Annotated in this window: 17 protein-coding genes; 1 reads left to right on the plus strand and 16 read right to left on the minus strand. The window is 35.0% G+C overall.

Going from position 1 to position 20,956, the window contains the following annotated elements; translation table 11 throughout:
• Positions 1-15: 15 nt before the first annotated feature.
• From ACXR6G_RS16320 to ACXR6G_RS16380, 13 genes are all read right to left on the minus strand, one after another.
• The gene (locus ACXR6G_RS16320) at positions 16-882 is read right to left on the minus strand and encodes a UbiA family prenyltransferase (protein WP_458362513.1); all 867 of its coding nucleotides are present in this window, start codon (positions 880-882) and stop codon (positions 16-18) included.
• A gap of 27 nt (positions 883-909) precedes the next feature.
• Positions 910-1,707: an SCO family protein gene (locus ACXR6G_RS16325; protein ID WP_458362514.1), complete on the minus strand. Its 798-nt coding sequence runs from the start codon at positions 1,705-1,707 to the stop codon at positions 910-912.
• Between the two features lie 685 nt (positions 1,708-2,392).
• Positions 2,393-3,043: a hypothetical protein gene (locus ACXR6G_RS16330; RefSeq protein ID WP_458362515.1), complete on the minus strand. Its 651-nt coding sequence runs from the start codon at positions 3,041-3,043 to the stop codon at positions 2,393-2,395.
• Between the two features lie 95 nt (positions 3,044-3,138).
• The gene (locus ACXR6G_RS16335; protein ID WP_458362516.1) at positions 3,139-3,372 is read right to left on the minus strand and encodes a hypothetical protein; all 234 of its coding nucleotides are present in this window, start codon (positions 3,370-3,372) and stop codon (positions 3,139-3,141) included.
• Positions 3,373-3,509: 137 nt separating this feature from the next.
• Positions 3,510-4,832 (minus strand): DUF4302 domain-containing protein, encoded by a 1,323-nt coding sequence (locus ACXR6G_RS16340; protein ID WP_458362517.1) that lies wholly within the window; start codon positions 4,830-4,832, stop codon positions 3,510-3,512.
• A gap of 189 nt (positions 4,833-5,021) precedes the next feature.
• Positions 5,022-5,933 carry a zinc-binding metallopeptidase gene (locus tag ACXR6G_RS16345; RefSeq protein WP_458362518.1) on the minus strand — a complete coding sequence of 304 codons (912 nt, stop codon included), beginning with the start codon at positions 5,931-5,933 and terminating at the stop codon, positions 5,022-5,024.
• 17 nt (positions 5,934-5,950) lie between these two features.
• Positions 5,951-7,459: a RagB/SusD family nutrient uptake outer membrane protein gene (locus ACXR6G_RS16350; protein ID WP_458362519.1), complete on the minus strand. Its 1,509-nt coding sequence runs from the start codon at positions 7,457-7,459 to the stop codon at positions 5,951-5,953.
• 122 nt (positions 7,460-7,581) lie between these two features.
• The gene (locus tag ACXR6G_RS16355; RefSeq protein WP_458362520.1) at positions 7,582-11,184 is read right to left on the minus strand and encodes a SusC/RagA family TonB-linked outer membrane protein; all 3,603 of its coding nucleotides are present in this window, start codon (positions 11,182-11,184) and stop codon (positions 7,582-7,584) included.
• Positions 11,185-11,332: 148 nt separating this feature from the next.
• Entirely contained in the window at positions 11,333-12,514 is a 1,182-nt protein-coding gene (locus tag ACXR6G_RS16360; protein ID WP_458362521.1) for a FecR family protein, read from the minus strand.
• Positions 12,515-12,746: 232 nt separating this feature from the next.
• Positions 12,747-13,265 carry a sigma-70 family RNA polymerase sigma factor gene (locus tag ACXR6G_RS16365; RefSeq protein ID WP_458362522.1) on the minus strand — a complete coding sequence of 173 codons (519 nt, stop codon included), beginning with the start codon at positions 13,263-13,265 and terminating at the stop codon, positions 12,747-12,749.
• A 264-nt stretch (positions 13,266-13,529) separates the two neighbouring features.
• Positions 13,530-15,392 carry a tetratricopeptide repeat protein gene (locus tag ACXR6G_RS16370; protein ID WP_458362523.1) on the minus strand — a complete coding sequence of 621 codons (1,863 nt, stop codon included), beginning with the start codon at positions 15,390-15,392 and terminating at the stop codon, positions 13,530-13,532.
• 131 nt (positions 15,393-15,523) lie between these two features.
• The gene (gene deoD, locus ACXR6G_RS16375) at positions 15,524-16,240 is read right to left on the minus strand and encodes a purine-nucleoside phosphorylase (RefSeq protein ID WP_458362524.1); all 717 of its coding nucleotides are present in this window, start codon (positions 16,238-16,240) and stop codon (positions 15,524-15,526) included.
• Between the two features lie 278 nt (positions 16,241-16,518).
• On the minus strand, positions 16,519-16,971 hold the full coding sequence (locus ACXR6G_RS16380; protein WP_458362525.1) for a nucleoside deaminase: 453 nt from the start codon (positions 16,969-16,971) through the stop codon (positions 16,519-16,521).
• Positions 16,972-17,146: 175 nt separating this feature from the next.
• Here ACXR6G_RS16380 and aspS point away from each other — a divergent pair, with 175 nt between their 5' ends.
• Entirely contained in the window at positions 17,147-18,907 is a 1,761-nt protein-coding gene (aspS, locus tag ACXR6G_RS16385) for an aspartate--tRNA ligase (RefSeq protein WP_458362526.1), read from the plus strand.
• A gap of 137 nt (positions 18,908-19,044) precedes the next feature.
• Here the strand turns inward: aspS and ACXR6G_RS16390 are convergent, their stop codons facing one another.
• The 3 genes from ACXR6G_RS16390 to ACXR6G_RS16400 form a co-directional block, all read right to left on the minus strand.
• Positions 19,045-19,332 (minus strand): hypothetical protein, encoded by a 288-nt coding sequence (locus ACXR6G_RS16390; RefSeq protein ID WP_458362527.1) that lies wholly within the window; start codon positions 19,330-19,332, stop codon positions 19,045-19,047.
• 36 nt (positions 19,333-19,368) lie between these two features.
• Positions 19,369-19,545 (minus strand): hypothetical protein, encoded by a 177-nt coding sequence (locus tag ACXR6G_RS16395; protein WP_458362528.1) that lies wholly within the window; start codon positions 19,543-19,545, stop codon positions 19,369-19,371.
• 68 nt (positions 19,546-19,613) lie between these two features.
• The gene (locus ACXR6G_RS16400) at positions 19,614-20,780 is read right to left on the minus strand and encodes a 1-acyl-sn-glycerol-3-phosphate acyltransferase (protein ID WP_458362529.1); all 1,167 of its coding nucleotides are present in this window, start codon (positions 20,778-20,780) and stop codon (positions 19,614-19,616) included.
• Positions 20,781-20,956 lie beyond the last annotated feature (176 nt).

Consider the following 20,956-nt stretch of genomic DNA (forward strand, 5'->3'; position numbering starts at 1 on the left):
ATGCTGTAATTTCATTTACAGATAAAGCTTATCGATGCTAATCATGATCATGATCAGCAAGAAATATAAGTTGAGTTGAAGAAACAATTTTCGAACTGAAAGTCTATCGTAGTTTTTCAAAATAGGAAAACTGTAAACGATAATCCACAAAGAAAGAATCAACAAAACCCATATTGCAAATTGTGAACTGATGACATCGTACATAGGCAGTAGAAGAGCGACCATAATGGTTGCCAACATCCAAATAAGCGTAATAAAATGAATCTGTTTAACGGAGAACACATCGGTTAGAACTTTAAAGCCTCCGCGCTTATAATCTTCACCATAAAGCAATAACAGAAGCCAGAAGTGAGGAATTTGCCCTATAAAAAAGAAGAATGCCAAAGCCAAAATTGGAGGTGCTAAAATATCACCCCCAGCAGCCACATAGCCAATTAATGGTGGGAAAGCGCCACTTAGTGCACCAGGAACAACGGCAAAAGCTGAAATTTGTTTTAAGGGTGTGTAAAGTAGATTATACCACAGAATTGAAAAAAGAGCAATATAAAAACTCAACATATTACCTCCCCAAACTAGCAAGCCACAACCAACTATTAAGAATAAGAAACTCCAAACAAACGCCTCCTTCACACTCAGTTTACCTGATGGAATCGGTCTAAACATTGTTCTATTCATCAAGGCATCTTTCTTATGCTCCTGAATGTGATTAATGGCTGAAGCGCCAGCAACAATGAACAAAATCCCAAAAATAACGGCAGCCATATCCAATGAGAAATCAATCGATTGCAACAAATATCCTGTGAAACAAGAAACTGCTATAGGAATAGCAATCTTAATTTTCCCCAATTCTAGTAGACTCTTTATTTTTGAAGTTTTCGACATAGATTAATATTTAGAATTCAATTTCTTTTAATTATCCACTCTCTTATATAATTTTCTCTTTGGCTTGAAAAAAATTAATAATAAAAAAATAATTAAGGCCATAAAGATGGTAACGCTAGCCGTCACCGCAGTGATATTAAAAACGTAAGTTCTACCAACAGGATCGTAAGAATAGCAATATTCAAGTACTTTTTTTATAGTTGGTCCTGTTTGTCCCTTATTGGCTTCTCTAATTGCCAATTGAAACTCATAAGGCAAAAAGTAAGTTCCATTTAAATAGCGAGTGATTGTTCCATCGGGGCTTACGATGATAACCGTTGCAGCATGAGTAAACTCATTCCCTGCTTTATTATAGAGAAAGCCGACATTTTCAGTAGCCTTAGCAATGTTCAAACTATCTGCAGTAAAAAAACGCCAACCCTCATCTGTATTTTTATCATGAATCAAATCTTGATAATTTTTCTTCTTTTGATTGGCTAAATCTGTTGTTTCCTGTGGGTCGAAACTGATGGTTAAAACCTGATAATCTTTGGATATTTCTAGATCGCTAGCATCAATTAAACCAGTCAAACCATCCAGTAATGGACTACAAATACCAGGGCATTTAAAATAAACGAAAACAATAGCTGTGGGTTTATCTATCTGATCAAGTAGATTAACCCTTTTCCCCTCCTCATTTATGAGATTAATATCATCTGATATTTTTTCGCCAAGATGCTCAACAATGCCAACCTTAAAATCGGAATCATATTTTGTTTCAGTTTGGCTGAAAAGGGAAATAGCAAAAAGGTTAATTAAAAAGCAAAGACTAAATTTCAACTTCATAAATAATCCTCCAGCGTGTTAGATTAGGGTAAGAAATAGGTTTTAATCATACTAAAAAACAACATATGACTCTTACTAAAAATATGAAATTATTCTGATGGAGCTTAGTCTGAAAAGTCTTTTTTTTAATGACTTAGCTTATTTAGACTAAGGCAGAATCAATACAAATAAGTTAAGATTCAAGCTATACAATGTTTACATAGGAGTAATACACAATTAAGGAGTCTTAGATTAGGTAATCATTCAAAATAAGAATTTAAGAAAACGAAGGGTACGAAAAAAGGAGAAGCTTGGGGGTTTCTCCTTTTGTAATGCATCCTACTTTAGATCTAAATTACACTCTCCACAGCCACTTGTATTTTGCAAATTAAACTGAAACAACCGATAAAATTGACTTCGATGGCTGTGAAGAGAATGTAATAGGGCAGTTTAAATTAAAACAAACAAAACCCAAAACCTTGTTTTCAATTTCCATAAAATCAGATCCGACCAAAGAAGATTTAAGTGAAAGTTTGTACTTCGAAGTACCAAACAAAGTTACAGAGGGTTCTGCTCTTTTACCGACTAACTAAAAACTTTACTAATAAAACAACTCAAATTCAAAACTGGGTGGGTGTTACCCTGAATTCTTTTCAATCTACTCTAAACCTATAAATTATCAAGTTACTCGTCACCGCTCATATTCCTATTTATTATGGGCATTATTTTCTTTACCTTTTCTATTCATCCATATTTTCATAGTAAAACCAAAACTCAAGCCACCTATAAGCCAGATAGGGATTCCTATTAGCATACTCTTTTGTGTGATTTGTTCTTGTTCAATAAGTGGGAAGATTAAAGTCATTGTTACATACATGAAAAATCCCCAAAGAAGTCCTGCTTTTAACCAATTCTTAGTAGTGTTTTTCTTGTCAACTACTTCAAGATTTAAATTCTTATACCTTTCAGGTTGCTTGTCCAACCAATTTTGTTTTAGTGTTTTCCTAAACCAACCCCATAAAGGGAAAGTCACAGTTAGAATTAACAAAGAGGTTAGATTTCTTTGAACAGGAATTATTTCAGAACATTTGTCACAATAGCAACCATACCAGTTTTTTAATGCGGTTTTATTTTGAGCTGAATATTTAACATCTGGATGCAATTCCCCACAATGTGGACAGGGTATAATAGAACGCTTATAAAAAGGTTTACCCCCAAACCTCTCAATCAGAATTACTTTCGGCATAGTCTGCCCTAATACCAATTCATTAAATACTAATCCTGGATTAATTATCCAATGTAGAATAACTGGGCTTTTCCAGTTCCAAATCTTGTATTTTGTTTTATCATATTCCATAGTGGTAGTTTTTATTTATATTGCTCATAACGCATAGATAAACGCTTTTCGTTCTGCTTTATCTTTAAAATTTACTCTGCTAACTATTTTCATGATTAATCGGTTTTTTCGCCTATCTCTCTTCTTCCTTTTTTATTTATACTCTTAAACTGAAGATATTGCATCACCAAGCCGCCAATTAACCAAATAGGAAGTGCATACAATTTTTGCCAGTTTATTAACTCACCCTCCATCAAAGGCAAAAGAAAGGAGATAGCAAGGAACATGATGACTCCCCAGATTAAACCCGGGTAAATCCATGTTTTTAATCCATAACTCGTATCAAACATTTTCTTTTTTTATAATTCATAATATAAAAAAGCCCTCCTACCATTAGTACTAAAGAATACAAAGGCAGAAGGGCTATTAAATCACCAACTAATCATTCATTTTTAATCATTTTGATTGACCAGTAATCTAAACTTGACTAATCGTCAGAATAAGTCAACCCAAAGGTCATGTACATTTCCGGATCCTCATTACTTACCAAACAGTAAGAAGAACCATACTCCTTAAGCTCTATAGGAACTATAGTCCATCCCTTAGTACTTGTTATCAATGCTTTTATAGCCTGACCTTTCTCTGTAGACATTAATGCCTCAACATAAGCCAGATCATCAAGTGGTGCAGCATAATGTGGTGCATAGCCTAGGAATTCCATTTCAACAACATCTTCAGTTATCTTATTATAATTAACTTTAATCTTAAGAGAATTCCAATCTTTAAAATTTAAATTGAAAGTACAAGGTGACCAAGAACCAACATAAGTATCTGTAGAAACATAATTTAATGCAGCCTCAGGATATACACCATCAATCAAATCAAATAATTTAGGACTAAATATCTTTGCAGAACCACCAAATGTTCTTGGTCCAAAAAACTTATCAGTCATCCCATCCACATGAGCAGGACAAACTCCCTCATATTTAAAAGTACCCGTTACACCAGCATCTGTTACATCAAACTGATTCTTAGCTTCATCATATTTAAAAGAACGAACGCTAATGCCATTAAAAACTAAAGGGTGATGAAATTGAAAACCTTCGTGAGTAAAATTAACTGGCATAAACTCACGTTTAGTTTCTCCACCGTCTACATAATTAAGAAATGCAATAATCTTATCGCCACTATATACCATGTTTACTTTCGCATCCCAACCTTCAACTGATAAGTTAAAATAAAAAGGAACAACAACTTTTTCATTTAGTCTTTCTAAAAGATCAGTATACTTTGCATATTCTCTAAGCTGAGTCGTTGTTTCAGCCGTAGCTTTAACAAGAACCATAGGGTCTTCATTGACTCTTTCAGCAAGATACAAGGTATCTCCGTCAGCTGATTGTCTAATGAAACCAAACTCTAGTTCGCCACCAAATCCCTTACCTGCTATGCCAATCTCAGGATCGGTCATCTTTGAAAATTTACTATAAGTATCGAAAATCAACAGAGGCTTTTCAAGCATCTTTACAGAATATTCCGCTTCATCAGAATAATCATATAACTCCCAATTCATATTTACAGTACCTGTTTCCTCAAATTTAAGCATATAGGTAACTGAACCTAACTTGTCTGGATTAGGATAGTAATGGGTTAACCATCCATACTCAGATGAGATTAAGGCCTCTTTAAACTCCTTAACAGCTTCACTTGCTCTTTCGTCCGGGGAAAGATCAAACTCACTTTCGAAATCATTATTACATGCCGAAAACGCAAGTAATATGAGAGAAGTGATATATAAATTTAATGTTTTCATATGTTTATAATTTCATGTTTTTATCATATGGAAGTCGCCAAAATAATCCTCTTTCTGTGTGTGAAAGCATTACTCATAGCTCGTTTCATGTGATTATAATTTTCGAATTAAGGTCTTATGAAAGTCGCCAAACGATACTCATGCGTGAGAAAGATTTTCTCTTGGTTCGTTTCATAATAATTTCATCTTCTATTCACCTTTAATTTCCGCTAAAATTACTTCAATCTCATCCTGAAGATCATAGATATTTATATTCCAAACCTGCTGCATATAATCAGCAACAATTTTCTCTTTCTGTCGAATTTTAGCTTTAGCTTTATCTGCTGCTGGTATATCTTTATTCCAATTCTCATCGTAAATATAGATATCATCAATAATCTTATTCCAGCCCTCATTACCTGACATTAAAAACTTTGACAACATCTCTACAAAATCTTCATCAGGATTAAGCATCGAATAGGCCGTAATAAAACCCAATCTCTTAGCTTCTATATTATTAAAATTCATCCAGTTGGATGTGTACTCAGTACAAATCTTCTTGTATTCGATAGGATAAGCTACAGTTTGGTGTAGAATATGCCCAAATTCATGATGCATCGTCGAGAAAACTCTCAATATAGGCTCCATAGCTTTACTTTTTTCCCAGCTTTCTAAACCTGATAAATCGAATGAGATATAATTCAAGTCGAAAAGAGAGATTTTTCGTCCACCCTCAGCCTGTCCTAAAACAATAGATCCATTATCGTTATAATTATGACTCCCAATAAGAACCATTTGTTTAGGAATAAATCTTTTCATGAAATCAATACCTCCAGCATTCACATAGGGATCTATCCATATTTTCTTCATATTATCAAGAAAAGGAATCACATCTGCTTTTGCAGGAGGCGTTAAAATTTTAGAATTATCTACCTCTGAATTATCCCAACGGTATTTAACTTCAACATTGAATGGGTAAGTATAATTTTCTCTTATCCACTCATCAACATCATTCAACTCCGGTATGGAGGTATCAATTAATGACTTTCCTAAATCATCTTCCTTAGTACACGAGGTAAAAAGGATAGAAATAGAAAAGAATAGAAATAATATCTTTTTCATATCTTATATTTTTATAATTATCGTGGGTTTGCCTGTAATCCTATTGCAACTGCCTGAGCTGGTATCTGAATGGCTCTTCTCAAATCATCTTTTGGTAAAGTAACCGTAGAACCATCTACAAGATTGTGAACAACTTCAATATTAAGTCTCTTAACATCGAACCATCTTAAACCTTCGTGAACAAATTCTCTACGACGTAAATCAAGAAGATACGATACATAAAATTTCTGATCGGCATTAACCGTGTAGAAAGGAGCCAACTCGGGCGCAGCAACCACATCATAGGCAGCCTTAATTTGATCCAAATCGATTTTATTATCAGGATTATAAGATTTCTTTCTTTTTGTATAATAAGCATCCAAATCAGAAAGAGCAGATGTATAATCAGTCGTCATCGCATAAGCTTCAGCACGATTAAACAAAACTTCTTCGGCAGTAAATATGGGTACTATTGAATTGGGGTAACCGATATCAGCATTACCACCGTGCGATTCAATACGATTCTGAAACTTGGGAATAAATCCTAACTGCAATTCGCTAGCAGCATAAAGTAATTTATCACCTATAATCAGATCGAAATTAGATTCACCAGCATCAGATTCACCAAATAATTCAGTTGCCTTCGAAGAAGCAAGTGAATACCTGAATACAACAAGACCTCCACCCCAATTGGTATATTGTCTATTAAGTAATAAGTTTGCTGATTCTTCAGATTTTGTGTATTGTGCCCACAATTCCATAGCCTCATAAGTCATATACTTACCAGTCCAGTCTCTTAATTTAGAAGCGGCATTAGCACCTAAAACATAATTAGAATGTTCAATCACTTTGTCCCACTCGCCTTTGTATAAATAAAAACGTGAAGCAAAGGCATGTAAAGCTGTTTTAGTCATATGATATTTAGGGACAGAATAAGCTTCATCACTAATAAGATCGAAAGCTAGATTTAAATCTCTTTCGATGTTATCGTAAACTTCCTGAACAGTAGCTCTTTCATACTCTTTAAAAACAACTTTTTCCGATTCCTCAACAAAAGGAACACCTAAATCCGATTTAGCTGTTTCTGGATTGAAATGTTTAGCAAAAAGATTAACAAGCATAAAGTGAGAATAAGCTCTTGTCGCAAGGGCTTCACCCTTTTGTGCTTTGTAATTCTCTTTATCGGGGGCCAATTCTATCGCATTTAGAGCTTCGTTGGCAGCTGCAATAGCAGCATAACATGAATTCCAATAAAAAACAGGCGTATCATAATCTTCAGATCCGCTGTCTTTCCAAAAGAAAGCATCCTCATTGGCCTGGTATTCTGCAATATATCCTCCTACTCCCTTATCAGCAACATTATCCGACATCACTTCAGTAAATGCCAGACAACCTGCTTCTGGATAAGAAGAAACCAACAACTCACTGATAGCTTCCGGTGAATCTAATTTTGTCCGGTTATCAGGTGTTTCATCTAAAAAGTCGTTACATGACGATAGTAAGGCTATCCCCATTAAGACCAAGACTTTATTCTTTATATTTTTCATTTTATTTTTTTATTTTAGATATAAGTACAGAGATGATTTTAAACTTCAGTTAATTATCTCAAGTTCTTGATAAGCGAATTCATCAGTTATCACTCTATTATTTTATTACATCATCTTTAGTTCTAAAAGCTAGCTTTTAGTGTGAAAGTATATTGTTTTGGCACTGGCATAGCCACACCTCCAGAACCTAAAAACTCAGGGTCTTGACCATTCAATTTCTTGTCAGAGTATATCAGGAATAAATTTGTTCCCTGAACTTTTAATGAAAGATCACTAAAACCAAGTTTTGCCGCAAAAGTTTTAGGCAACTTGTAGGCTAATGAAATTTCTTTCATTCTGGCAAAAGAACCGTCTGCAACTCTTGCTGTAGACATATTATAGGCATTATAAGCCTTTTGGTCGTTTGCATTATGCATACGTTGAGATAAAATAGTAGGAACATCAGTGACATTCTCATCACCAGCTAACATCCAACGATCGAAAAATTCCTTAGGCATAGCATCCAAGTCAGAATATCTTGACTTAAATTCAGGATACAATCTCACCTTATTACCATACTGATAAGTCATGAATACATTCAATTTCCAATTCTTGTAAGAGAATGTATTACCTAAACCTCCAGTAATTGATGGATCGATAGAGCCTTCATACTTTAAGTGTTCGATATTATTTGATTGGAAATCAAAATCATTAACCGTTAAGTCTCCCTCCTCATTAATAAAGGTTGGCAAACCTTCGCTGTTTAAACCTTTATATTGAATAGAGTACAGCCCCCTTACTGGACCACCTTCCAAAGGTCCTCCAGTATCTCTAATCAAAGAGATCATCTTAGGAAATGATTTCAGATTTGTAATCTCATTATGATTGTAGGCAAAAGTGAAATTGGTATTCCATTTAAAATCTTCAGATTTAATGTTTTTAGTCGATAAGGTAAACTCTATACCATGAGATTTCATATCAGCGTAGTTGGCAAACTTCCAGAATTCTCCCCCAATACCTGAAGTCTTCACATAACCAATCAGGTCGAAACCTTTTCGTTGATAAGCATCCATACTGATATTAACTCGATTATTAAACAAACCTAGATCCATACCAATATTGGTCTCGTATTGCTTTTCCCAAGTCAGTTCAGAATTCTCTAAAGCGTCAATATACATTTGAGATTCCTGCTCCGAAAGATAAGGACGATCAGTAACTTTGTTCTTTAGTACTAGCGTTGAATTTTGAGCATTACCCATACTCGCTGTTAAACCATAAGTCGCTCTAAAAGACAGATAAGAAATTGTACCATTATCTTTTAAGAAATCTTCTTCTTTAGCATTCCACGATCCACTCACGTTCCATGTAGGTAACCATCGAGCCGAAGTAGAAATACCTAATTTATTAGACCCATCATATCTAAAGGTTCCATTAACCGTATATTTACCTGCATAAGAATAACTTGACGTGGCAAAAAAGGCAGCATATCTATCACGAAACTCTTCCATCCCATAGTAAGAATATCCATTTTGTAATTGATGTTTTACAAAATCAGGATTGATAAAAGGAACGCCTCCTCTTTCATACTGATAGCCAATACCATCAAAAGAACTGTTTTTTCGATCGGCGGATTTGACTTCCATACCCGCAAACGCATTGACAATATGTATTTCATTAAATATTTTATTCCAGTTCGCTGTTCCTCTAAAATAGTAGTTCAATAGCGTATTGTCGCTTCGGTTGTAAAAGCCACCCTTAGGTAAAACAACTTGAGGTAGTGAGTTTGGAACCTCATAATCCTTAAATAAAAACTTATTATTCCTAGCAATTTCATAAGTATCAGCTGCTCGATAAGCAGAAGCCATATTAGAATTTTCAAGGACTTTATGTTCCTGAGTCGATTTCACATATCTAATTGAAGCAACAGCACTTAAATCCAAACCTTTTATAGGTGTATAATCTAAATTAGACTGAAGTTTCAAATCAAGCACATCCAGTTCGAGATAATTGTTTTTCATCTCGTCGAGGATATTAAAATCAGCATAATTCATACGGTAATATTCCAAATTTCCATTATCATCGTATGGACGCATTGCTCTACTGGTATTAAGAGCATATGAAAATGGATTGATATCAAAATCACGACTATATTCCCCATTAATAGGATCCTCAGTACGATTTACTGATCCTGGCGCCTTTTGCTGTCTAAAAGATCCAGCTGTAAGAAAACCAAGTTTTAATTTATCATTGATTTTTACATTACCATTTGCATTGACAGTATATCGATCTACTTTATCTGCAATCGACCAACCTTTATCTCCATAATAACTGGTTGAAAAATAGAAGTTCGACTTATCTGTACCACCGGAAAGACTTACAGAATGATTTTGAGTTATGGTATTTTTGAATAACACATCAAACCAATCCGTATTTGCCATTTCATATTTCTGTAAAAATTTAGCTCTGGCCTCAGGTGTATTCTCCAAACCAAAACCTGTAGTCGGATCGTAGTTATTAATTTGGTCATACATCTTCTTATAAATACCACCATCTTTCTGACGGGATATTTCAGCATGATTTAACCATCCTTTGGTCTCTAGTTCTCTATAAACAGACATCTGCTCACGAGAATTCATGATATTATAACTAGAGTAAGAAGGTTTCATTCTCATGGTATATTCACCCGAATAAGAAACTTTTGTAACACCTGTCTTACCTCTTTTTGTTGTAATAACAATTACCCCATTCATGGCACGGGCTCCATAAAGAGCCGTAGCCGAAGCATCTTTCAGAATCTCAAATTTTGCTATATCATCAGAGTTCAATCCGGCAACTGCTGAACTGATCAAAGTAGAAGCATCACCCGACGAAAGATCATCAGGAGAAACATCAACAACATCCTCAAGAACAACGCCATCAACTACCCACAAGGGTTTTGAATCACCATAAATGGAAGAAGCTCCACGAACTCTAATTTTAGGCGCAGTACCAAAAGTTCCGGAAACAGTTTGAACAGAAACACCAGCTGCTTTACCTTCAAGCATCTGTGCCACATTAACAATACCATCCACTTTAGCTTCTTCAGACTTTATCGAAGTAGCAGAACCTGTAAATAATCGACGATCCGTTTTTCTAAAACCATCCGAAACAACCACAACTTCAGCCAATTGTTCAGCATCGGGCAATAGTGTAATTTTCAAATCCTTTTGTCCTTTAACAAGAATCTCTTGAGATTCCATTCCGATGAAAGAGAAAACCAAAACCACTTTCCCATTAGCAGGAATCTCAATTGCAAACTTTCCATCAAAATCAGTAGAAACACCATTCGTGGTTCCCTTTTCCAAAACAGAAACGCCTGGTAATGAAATTCCCAAATCGTCAAGCACTACACCTGAAACCTGCTTCTTTTGCTGCTGTTGTGTTTTCGCAGGTGAGTGAGTTGGCGAAGAGATTTTTCGTAAGGTTACGGCCTTACTCTTGAACTCATATTCCAATCCACTATCTTCCAAGCAACGGTTCAAAACAGATTTTACGGTTTCGTCCTTAGCATCCACGCTAAGTTCTTTTACATCTTTAACATCAGAAGAACTGTAAAGAAATACCAGACCAGTTTGTTCATGAATTTCCCACAACACCTGTTCCAACTCTGCACCTTCCATGTTAAATGTCACTTTTACATCCTGTGCCAATGTATTTGCCGAAGCACTTAATACACTAACAAACAGAAAAATGGCGAGCATTTTCATAACTAGTAGTAGTTTAAACAGCTTCCGGGATCGGAAGCCATTATTCAAACATTTTTTCATAACTTTGTAAAGATTTAGGTTTCACTTAAATTAGATTTCTGTTACTGCAGAAATATATTAGACAGGAAATGTTACAGCATTTCCTGTTTTAATTTTCACTAATTACAATGGTTTCTCCATTGATTTCGGCATTCACCTTATTGGTCAGCTCAAACATCTCCATGATAGAACTGATTTCACTACTTCGATTAAAATGCCCACCAAAACGGTGCTCCTTTGCCGAAGGATTATTATAAAACACCTTTAGGTCGTACCACCTTGCCAATTCGATCATAATATCCTCCATTCGTTGGTTTTTAAATAAGAAAACACCTTCCCTCCAGGAAGTAAACAGGGTCACATCTACTTCTCGCATATCAATACTTCCTGTTTTTTCATTCACTATAGCCTGCTGACCTGGTTCCAAGAATAACGACTCAGCCTCATAAGCTGAAGATTGCACCTTCACACTTCCTTCAACTAAAGTCGTCACAACTTCCTCGTTCCCTTCATAAGCTTTCACATTAAAAGACGTTCCTAACACTTCAACTCTAGTACCAGATACATTCACGACAAAAGGGTGTTTTGCATCCTTAGTCACTTCAAAATAAGCTTCTCCAAACAACTCAACTTCTCTTATTTCTTCTGAAAATTGAACCGGAAATTTCAAGGAACTCATGGCATTCAGATGAACTTTTGTACCATCGGCAAGAACCAACTTATACTCACTCCCACTGGGTATTTCGACTGTATTATACAGTAGCTTCCCTTTTTCGCCCCCTGCCTGATACGTTAAATTGCCTTCGCCTTTCTCAATTCGAGTTCCATCCTTCTCTTTTAAAGCAGAGACTTTTTTATTATCCAAATTCACCTTCTTTCCATTTGCTAAAATCAACTGAGCTTTCGGCTTTTGTACTTGTAATTGTGCAAACTGCTCTTGCTCCGGCAGACTAATCAAATCGTTGTATAAATAATAACCAACTCCCGAGAGAAACAGAGGAACTAATATAACTGCAGCATAGCGGAGGATGGTCTGAAATGCAAACACAATTCTTTTTGGGTTTACTGCCTCATCAAATCGCTTCCACCCTTCCTCTACATTCACCTGATGAAAGTCTTCATCCCAATTAAGAAACCCTTCTTGCTTCCTAATTCTATCATAAACCTGTCGGTTCTCTTCACTCTCATTGATCCAAAAATCCAATTTCTGCTTCTCGATCTCATCTAGTCCAAAATTCACTTCTTTGGCAATTAGCTGAGAGATTCTTATATGTTGGTCAATTCTATTCACTAGATATTTTTATTTGTTCTCTTTGGTTCCATAAAATCAAATTTACATGAGGTATGTTCTTTTGATCCAACAAACTTCTGATCCGGAACATTTCCTTAAGAAGATTGTACTACTAAAACAACTCAAAAATAAAAGGGGGTGGGAAGGTTTCGTTTTTTTTCAAAAAAAATATCAGAGCCCACATGAACTCCAACATAAGTGTGTGATTAGATATAAAAAACAGGCATTTTCATCAAAAAAACCCAGCTAATATCAACAAGAAAACAACAACAACATTCTTCAACTGTAAACGAAGCAAGCGATAAGCATTCGCTTTTACCGACTTGACGGTATTTATAGATATATTTAATCGAAGGGCAATCTCAGGATTTTTTATACCTTTCATACTCATTTGAACAACACGCTTCCCTTGTAAGGGTAGGATTTCAATGGCCTTATGAATTTCATAATAGGTTTCTTCCTCAAGAATATTATCTCTGAAGAATAACTCCTTCTCCATAGCCTGAACAGCGAAATCTAAAACAACTTTGGAATGTTTAATATAGTTTAAGCAAGAGTTTCGGGTAACCATATACAAGTATCCCTTCATGGCATTTTCATTATCAAATGCCTCCTTACCGTTCCATAACTTAATAAAAGCCTCCTGAGCCATGTCTGCAGCTATATCTCTATCATCAACATACTTGTTGGCAAACAAACACAAGCTGGAATAGAAGCTTTCAAAAAATGGTTTAAATTCTTTCTTCTTCACTGTGGCTAATCATTTGGGGTTAGACAATCGTAAGCGTATCAGGAAGAATTAGGGACTTCCCAAATACAGTGCTAAAATTATCAAAGCCAAACAAAATAGCTGAATTTACAGGCTGGACAAAAGGGGTCACGGACGGTTTAGCGACATAGACAAAAGGGGTCGCTGGTGAAAAACAATTGGAATTTTAATGAATTTATCCTTTGGGAAAGGAAAAAGTAATGATCTTGTGACGCCCATGAGTTCGGCATCTATATTGTATTTTTTTTAGAAATTACTAAGGAATTCAAAGAGATTATCAGAGGAATCCAATCCCAATTTTTTTCTTAATCGATAACGACGTTTCTCGATAGCATTAACTGAAATATTGAGGATGCGTGCAATTCCCTTAGCATCTAAATTCAACCTCAGGTAAGCACAAAATCTTAAATCGTTTGTATTTAAATCAGTATATTTCTCAATTAGTCTTTTAAAGAAACCTTGATGAACTTCCTCAAAATGCATTTTAAACATCTCCCAATCCTGATCCAGATTAATATTACCCTCTATTTCCTGAATGAGTCGTTTTAGGGAGCGTTGAACCTCATCTTTATCAGATGCTAAAACAGCTTCAACAGATTTTTTCAGACTGTCAAGCGTTTCGTTTTTACTTACAACATGTAATGCATTGGCAGCTAACTCACGCTCTTTGTGCTTTAAATCCTCTTGAAACTTCAACTGCTCAAGGCAATTTATCTCCTCATTGGCAAGCATTTCTTCATGCAACCTTAAGTTTTCAAGATCTTTCTCCCTTTTTTCGGAATCCATTTTTTCAAGAGCCAGTTTATCCATTAAACTAACTTGTTCAAGAAGTAGATTTTTTCTTTTAAGATTGACTTGCTTTAAATGTAGAAGTCTAAGAATTAAAAAGGATATGATTAGCAAACCAACAATAAGAATAACTTGATTTCTACGTTGAGTCCTCATTCTTATTTGTAGCAACTCAATTTCTTCTTCCTTTTTTTCTGTATCGTATTTTATTTGCAGTTCCTGAATCTGCTTCTGCGTTCTATCATTATATATTTCATCCTTATAAACCATGAATCGTTTCGTATTCTCCAAAGCTTTGGCAAAATCTCTTTTCATGGCATACACTTTAGCAATCCCCTCATAACAATCCTTAACATTCTCTTTATAAGCAGCTTTAAGCGAAACGCTTAAGGCATCCTCATAGAAAACCAAAGCCTTATCATAATCTATAACTGCTGCATAATACTCTCCGAGATTAAAAGAAGCCGAGACCACTCCCCTTTCATATTTAATTGATTTGGCAATTTCCAAAGCGGACTTATAGTTTTGATAAGCTTCCTTATAGTTCTGCTTTTTTAAATAAAGATCGCCCTGAGAATTCAAAGTTGAGGCAAGCATCTGTTTTTCACCAAACTCCTTCAAAACCGGGATAGCCTTAGACAAATAATCTAATCCTTTATCAAGATCTCCTAACTCATCAAGAATAATAGCCATATTAACTCGTGTTCTTGCAACTTGCAAACTATTATTCTCTTTTTGATATATCTGCAATAACTTATTAAACCACTCCAAAGCTTTGGAGTGATCTTTATATATGGAATAAATAATGGCAATATTGGTTTGAACAGCAATAACCCTCTCCTGATATTTAATATCCTCAGCCTTTTTCAAAGTCTGAAAATAGTACCTTAAAGCCTCATCATAACTCCCCATATTAAAATAGGTTATCCCTATTTCATTCCAGGAATCAACCAAGCCTTTCCCTTCCTTTTCACGATCAGCAATTCCTGCAGCTTCTTTGAAATGTTGCAAACCTTCAAAATAATGACCCAGATTGGAATCTTCTCGTCCTAAAAAGATCAATGCTTTAACTTGGTCTTTAGGCCGTTTTAACTTTTGAGATAGCTCTAAAGCTTCCTGTGCATAAGCAATACATTTCTCAGAATCGTTCTCAACCAGTTCCTGACAGAGTTTTAATAAGAGTTCCAGCTTATCATCTCCATCAACAATCATTAACCTGTTTTCCAGACTATCGACTTTTTCTTCATCTACAAAAGTCATATTCTCGGCAAAAGAGGATACAGATAAAAAAACAAGTAAAAAGGTCAGTAGATATCTCATGGGGACTAGTGTTACGAACATCCCAAATATAGGATATTAATTCGCTTATTGAAAAAAGTCGAATTACATAAATAAAAAAAGGAGAAACCCCCAAGTTTCTCCTTTTTAAATGCAATGTATTTAGATCTAAATTACTGCTTGATTGCAGTTTCCAAACCAATTGTAATCATTGTATTCAATGATGTTTGACGTTCTTCAGAAGTTGTTTCTTCTCCTGTTAAAATATGATCACTAACAGTCAAAATAGCTAATGCTTTAGCTTTGTGACGAGCTGCGATTGTATATAAAGCAGTGGCTTCCATTTCTACAGCTAGTACGCCATAGTCAGCCCAAATTTTAAATGGTTCTGGATTATTATCCAAGTCATGATAAAAGATATCAGAAGTTAGAGTTGCTCCAACTTTAATATTAACACCTTTTTCTGTAGCAGCTTGATGTGCATCAGTTAACAAACCAAAATCAGCACATGGAGCATAGTCCATACCTCTGAAAAGGTTTTTGTTCATTGCTGAATCTGTACAAGAAGTCATAGCAAGAATCACGTCAAATACTTTTACATCGTGATTGAATGAACCACAAGTACCAATACGAATCACGTTTTTCACGCCATACTGAGTAATTAATTCGTGAGTATAAATACTTATTGAAGGTATACCCATACCAGTTCCTTGTACAGAAATACGCTTTCCTTTATAGGTTCCAGTGAAACCCAACATATTTCTCACCTGATTATAACAAACAACATCTTCTAGAAAGTTGTCTGCAATATATTTTGCTCTTAGTGGATCTCCAGGTAATAGGATAGTTTCTGCAATATCACCCATTTTAGCTTCATTATGCGCGCTCATAATATCTATTTTTTAATGTTTTATTATTAAAAATGTAGTTCCCAAAACAATTTATTGCAAAATATATTGCACAAGGATACACAAATCTACAAAAGATTATAAACACTTTCAACAAAGAGAAATGGATGATATAAATGGTTGGATTGTAGTGATCCTAAATAGGTAAAAGGTTAAATTACCCCTAATAAAACCCCTATTTACTTCTTTAGGATTTTCAACTTGCTAAACTAATGCTTTTGTTTGGTGTTTCAAAATTAGGAATAACAAAACAACTATTCTTATCGTTTTTTAACAAAGAAACTCTTTACCAAATCAGCACTTTCTTTTTCTAAAATACCAGTTACAAGCTCGGTTCTTGGATGTAAGGGTGAAGGTGAGAATGCCGTATAACCTCTTTTCTTATCGCTTGCACCGTAAACAATACGGCTTATTTGTGACCAAGCTAAGGCACCAGCACACATATTACACGGTTCTAATGTCACATAAAGTGTACAATCTTTTAAATACTTACCACCTAAATAATTTGCAGCAGCTGTAATAGCCTGCATCTCAGCATGAGCAGTGACATCGTTTAAGCGTTCCGTCAAATTGTGAGCTCTTGCAATAATTCTATTATTACATACAACAATAGCTCCCACTGGAATTTCGTCCTCATCAAAAGCTTTATGCGCTTCTTCTAAAGCTTGCTTCATAAAATATTCATCCGAAAATGGATTAATCGTATCTCCCATAAAAGTTAAAAATAAAGAATTATTAGCCTTGAATGTAACTAGTCGAATTAAAATTAGGAGCTACAGTTTTGTCTCTAAACAAGATAAAATGCAAAAGCTTGCCCTATTTCAAAAAAAATCTATTCTAATTCACAAAAACTTAGTATTTTCGCAAAGTTAATAAAATAGGAATAAGATGTATAGAACTCATACTTGTGGTGAATTAAGAATTCAGAATATAAAGGAAACTGTAACCCTTAGTGGTTGGGTACAAAAAAAACGTGACCTAGGTGGAATGACCTTTATTGATCTTCGAGATCGATATGGTATTACTCAATTTGTTTTCGATATGGAAACCAATCCAGAGCTTTGTGCTCAGGCTAGAAAATTAGGTCGTGAATTTGTTGTTGCAATTACTGGAACCATTCATGAACGTCAAAGTAAAAACTCAAAAATGCCAACTGGTGATATTGAGGTGATTGCTGATAAAATTGAAGTGTTGAGTAAATCAATTACGCCTCCTTTTACTATTGAAGACAATACCGATGGTGGAGACGAACTAAGAATGAAATACCGTTACCTTGATTTACGTCGTAAATGTGTTCGCGAGAATTTGGTATTACGTCACAAGATGGGTATCGAGATTCGTAATTTCCTTGATCAGTTAGATTTTATCGAAACTGAAACGCCAGCATTGATTAAGTCTACTCCTGAAGGAGCTCGTGACTTTATTGTACCATCGCGTATGAATCCAGGTGAGTTTTATGCTTTACCACAATCGCCTCAGGTATTCAAACAACTGTTGATGATTTCTGGTTTCGACCGTTATTACCAAATTGTAAAATGTTTCCGTGATGAAGATCTTCGTGCTGACCGTCAGCCTGAGTTTACTCAGATTGATTGCGAGATGGCATTTGTAGAGCAAAACGATATCTTAAATACATTCGAGAGTCTAACGAAGCACTTATTCAAGAAATTGAAGAATGTTGAATTAAACTTCGATTTCCCTCAGTTGGATTATGCTGATGCCATGACTTTTTATGGTAACGACAAGCCTGACATACGTTTCGATATGAAGATTGTTGACTTAAGCGTTGTTGCTAAAGGAAATGATTTCAAAGTATTTGATGAAGCTGAATATATTGGTGCAATCTGTGCTACAGGTTGTGCAACTTATACACGTAAGCAATTAGATAAGCTAACTGACTTTGTAAAAAAGCCACAAATTGGCGCTAAAGGTTTAGTTTACGTGAAATATAACGAAGATGGTTCTTTCAAATCATCTGTAGATAAATTTTACTCTGCTGAGCACTTACAAAAATGGGCTGAAGCTTGTAATGCAAAACCAGGAGACCTAATCTTAGTTCTTGTTGGTGATCGCAACAAAGCGCTTCCTCAGCTTTCTGAGTTGCGTCTTGAAATGGGTTCTCAACTTGGATTAAGAGATAATGAGAAATTCTCTCCACTTTGGGTTGTAGATTTTCCTCTATTGGAGTGGGATGAAGACAATAATCGTTTTCACGCGATGCACCATCCATTTACATCACCTAAGAAAGAAGATCTTCACCTTTTGGATACTGATCCAGGAGCTGTTCGTGCTAATGCATACGATTTGGTTATCAATGGTGTTGAGATTGGCGGAGGTTCTATCCGTATTCACGATACAGATCTTCAAGCTCAAATGTTCAAGCATTTAGGTTTCACCGATGAAGAAGCTCAAGAGCAGTTTGGCTTCCTTATGAATGCATTCAAATATGGTGCGCCTCCACATGGTGGAATTGCTTTCGGTTTTGACCGTCTGGCTTCACTATTTGCAGGTATCGAATCTATTCGTGATGTCATTGCTTTCCCTAAGAACAATTCGGGTCGCGATGTGATGATTGATTCACCGTCAACAGTTTCAGGTGCGCAGTTAGATGAATTAAACTTAGCATTAAAAGCTATTGAGAAGAAATAAATCTCAAGCTCTTAAAATACATTACAAAGGCTGTCTCTTAGGAGATGGCCTTTCTTTTTTTAACGAATAGCTCAATCTGTTGCATAAAAAAACCATCGAATAAAATCCGATGGTTTTGAGATATCTTAGTGATTAGACTACCAGTCTATATCAGTGTCATCTTCTTTTTTATCAACAAGACCTTTTTCACGCTTAATCATGTCTTTATACAAGCCTCGCATAAACAAACAACCGTGCTTTACCGCTTCTTCCTTACTTTCGAAATTAGCTTTAATCAAATGATGCTCGCTAGTTTCCAGATCGGGATTATCTGTATAGTAATAAATACCAACATTACCTCTTCCACCCTTTTTCTTAATTTCTAGTCCCATCCAGGTTTCAAAAACCTCACCGTCAACCTTTATATGTCGTTTAAACTTTATCATTTCAATTCTATTACTTGATAAAACAAAATTAGAGCTTTATTTATCTTGCTCCAAATCCTTTATTTTCTTTTCCAAATTATTTACAAGAACCATGGTTAGTGTTAAAACAAACATCACCACCACTTCAATATAAATACCTGTTTTGTCTCCAGTTTCTCCTGTCGAGTGTAGAAGGTTTAAAACACTTGCTACCATAATTAGGAAGGTAGACATTATCAAAAGAAATTTAATCAGTTTCATCCTTATTAATATTGGTCTTAGTAATTGATATCTATTAAATCTTATACGTTATCTAATATAAAATCAGGCTTTGTTAACTCTATCTGATTTTTTACTGGATTAGCATATATTTCGAAGAATATTTCTTTTAATCTATCGTCGTTTCCTTCAACAGCTCCCAACTTCTTGTCCATATGTTTCAAGAACAATTCCTTTTCCTCATCCGTATATTTTTCTTGATATTCATCTGTCTTATTCAAAATATCAAAAGCAATATAGTTATCAGGCCAAAGTTTGAAGTTTTTATGAATTTTATAGTCAATCAAATCAGCCAAAGCTTTAAACTTATCACGACTATCATCCATCTCTTCTATCACATCAAGCATCTCAGAAATTGGCTTCCCAACTCTAAAATGAACGCGGCCTTTTTCATTAATAAGCCCCTTAAGCATGCTTAATAAATCATCCTTAGGTGTCTTCTTATAACCGTCATCAGTTTCTTTCAAGAAAAGCTCACGTGACTTTAAAGCATCGCATGGCTCATACTCATATGAAATAGCAACAGGAACAATTTTTAAAGATTTAAAATGCTCTGAGAAGGTTTTATTACCACCCATCTGCAACATCTTTAACAAACTCTGCTGTGTTCTATCATCACCATCTTTTGTTCTTCCTTCACGCTGTGCTATCCAAACCGAAGATTTCTTCGTCGTTATAGCATGCTCAATATAGGATGATAGATGATTTGAATTCACCAACATATCACGCACCGACGAATTTCGCTTGACAACAAAACTCTTATTAAGCTTTACCAAGTCGCTAATCCACGGTTTGATCAATAAATTAGATCCGATCGCAATTTCAGTTGTAGAAAAATCATTTCGATATAATAGAATATTCAAAAGAGCAGAGTCTAGAATAATATCTCGGTGATCAGATATAAAAAGGTAACTCTCGTTATTATCCAATTTATCTAATCCTTCGATACTGATTCCTTTTGTCGTATTTTTTATGATATTATTCGCCAAAGGGACAATGAACATCGATTGAAAATCATCAACAGTTTTTACTTGTGACAAGCTACCTTCAATTTTTTCTCGAGATAAATCGGGGAATAATTGTAAAGCAAATTTTAAAAAATCGTCATTCTTAATTAGTCGTTCTATTACTTCCGACACTTCGGAGTCGCAATAAGGACGTATATCATCATATTCTGATTCAGAAATCATTATCAAATCGGATTGGTTTTAAGGAACTGCAAAAATAAGTAAATTAAATGGATTATCTAAATAGTGAAGCATGATACAAACTCATTATCCTCTATATCAAACACTAAAATACAAAAGCAGTTACTAAAACTTTTCATTTAGCAACTGCTTTCAATTATTTTAAGTGTTTTACTCTT

The organism is Ancylomarina sp. YFZ004 (genome assembly GCF_054254355.1).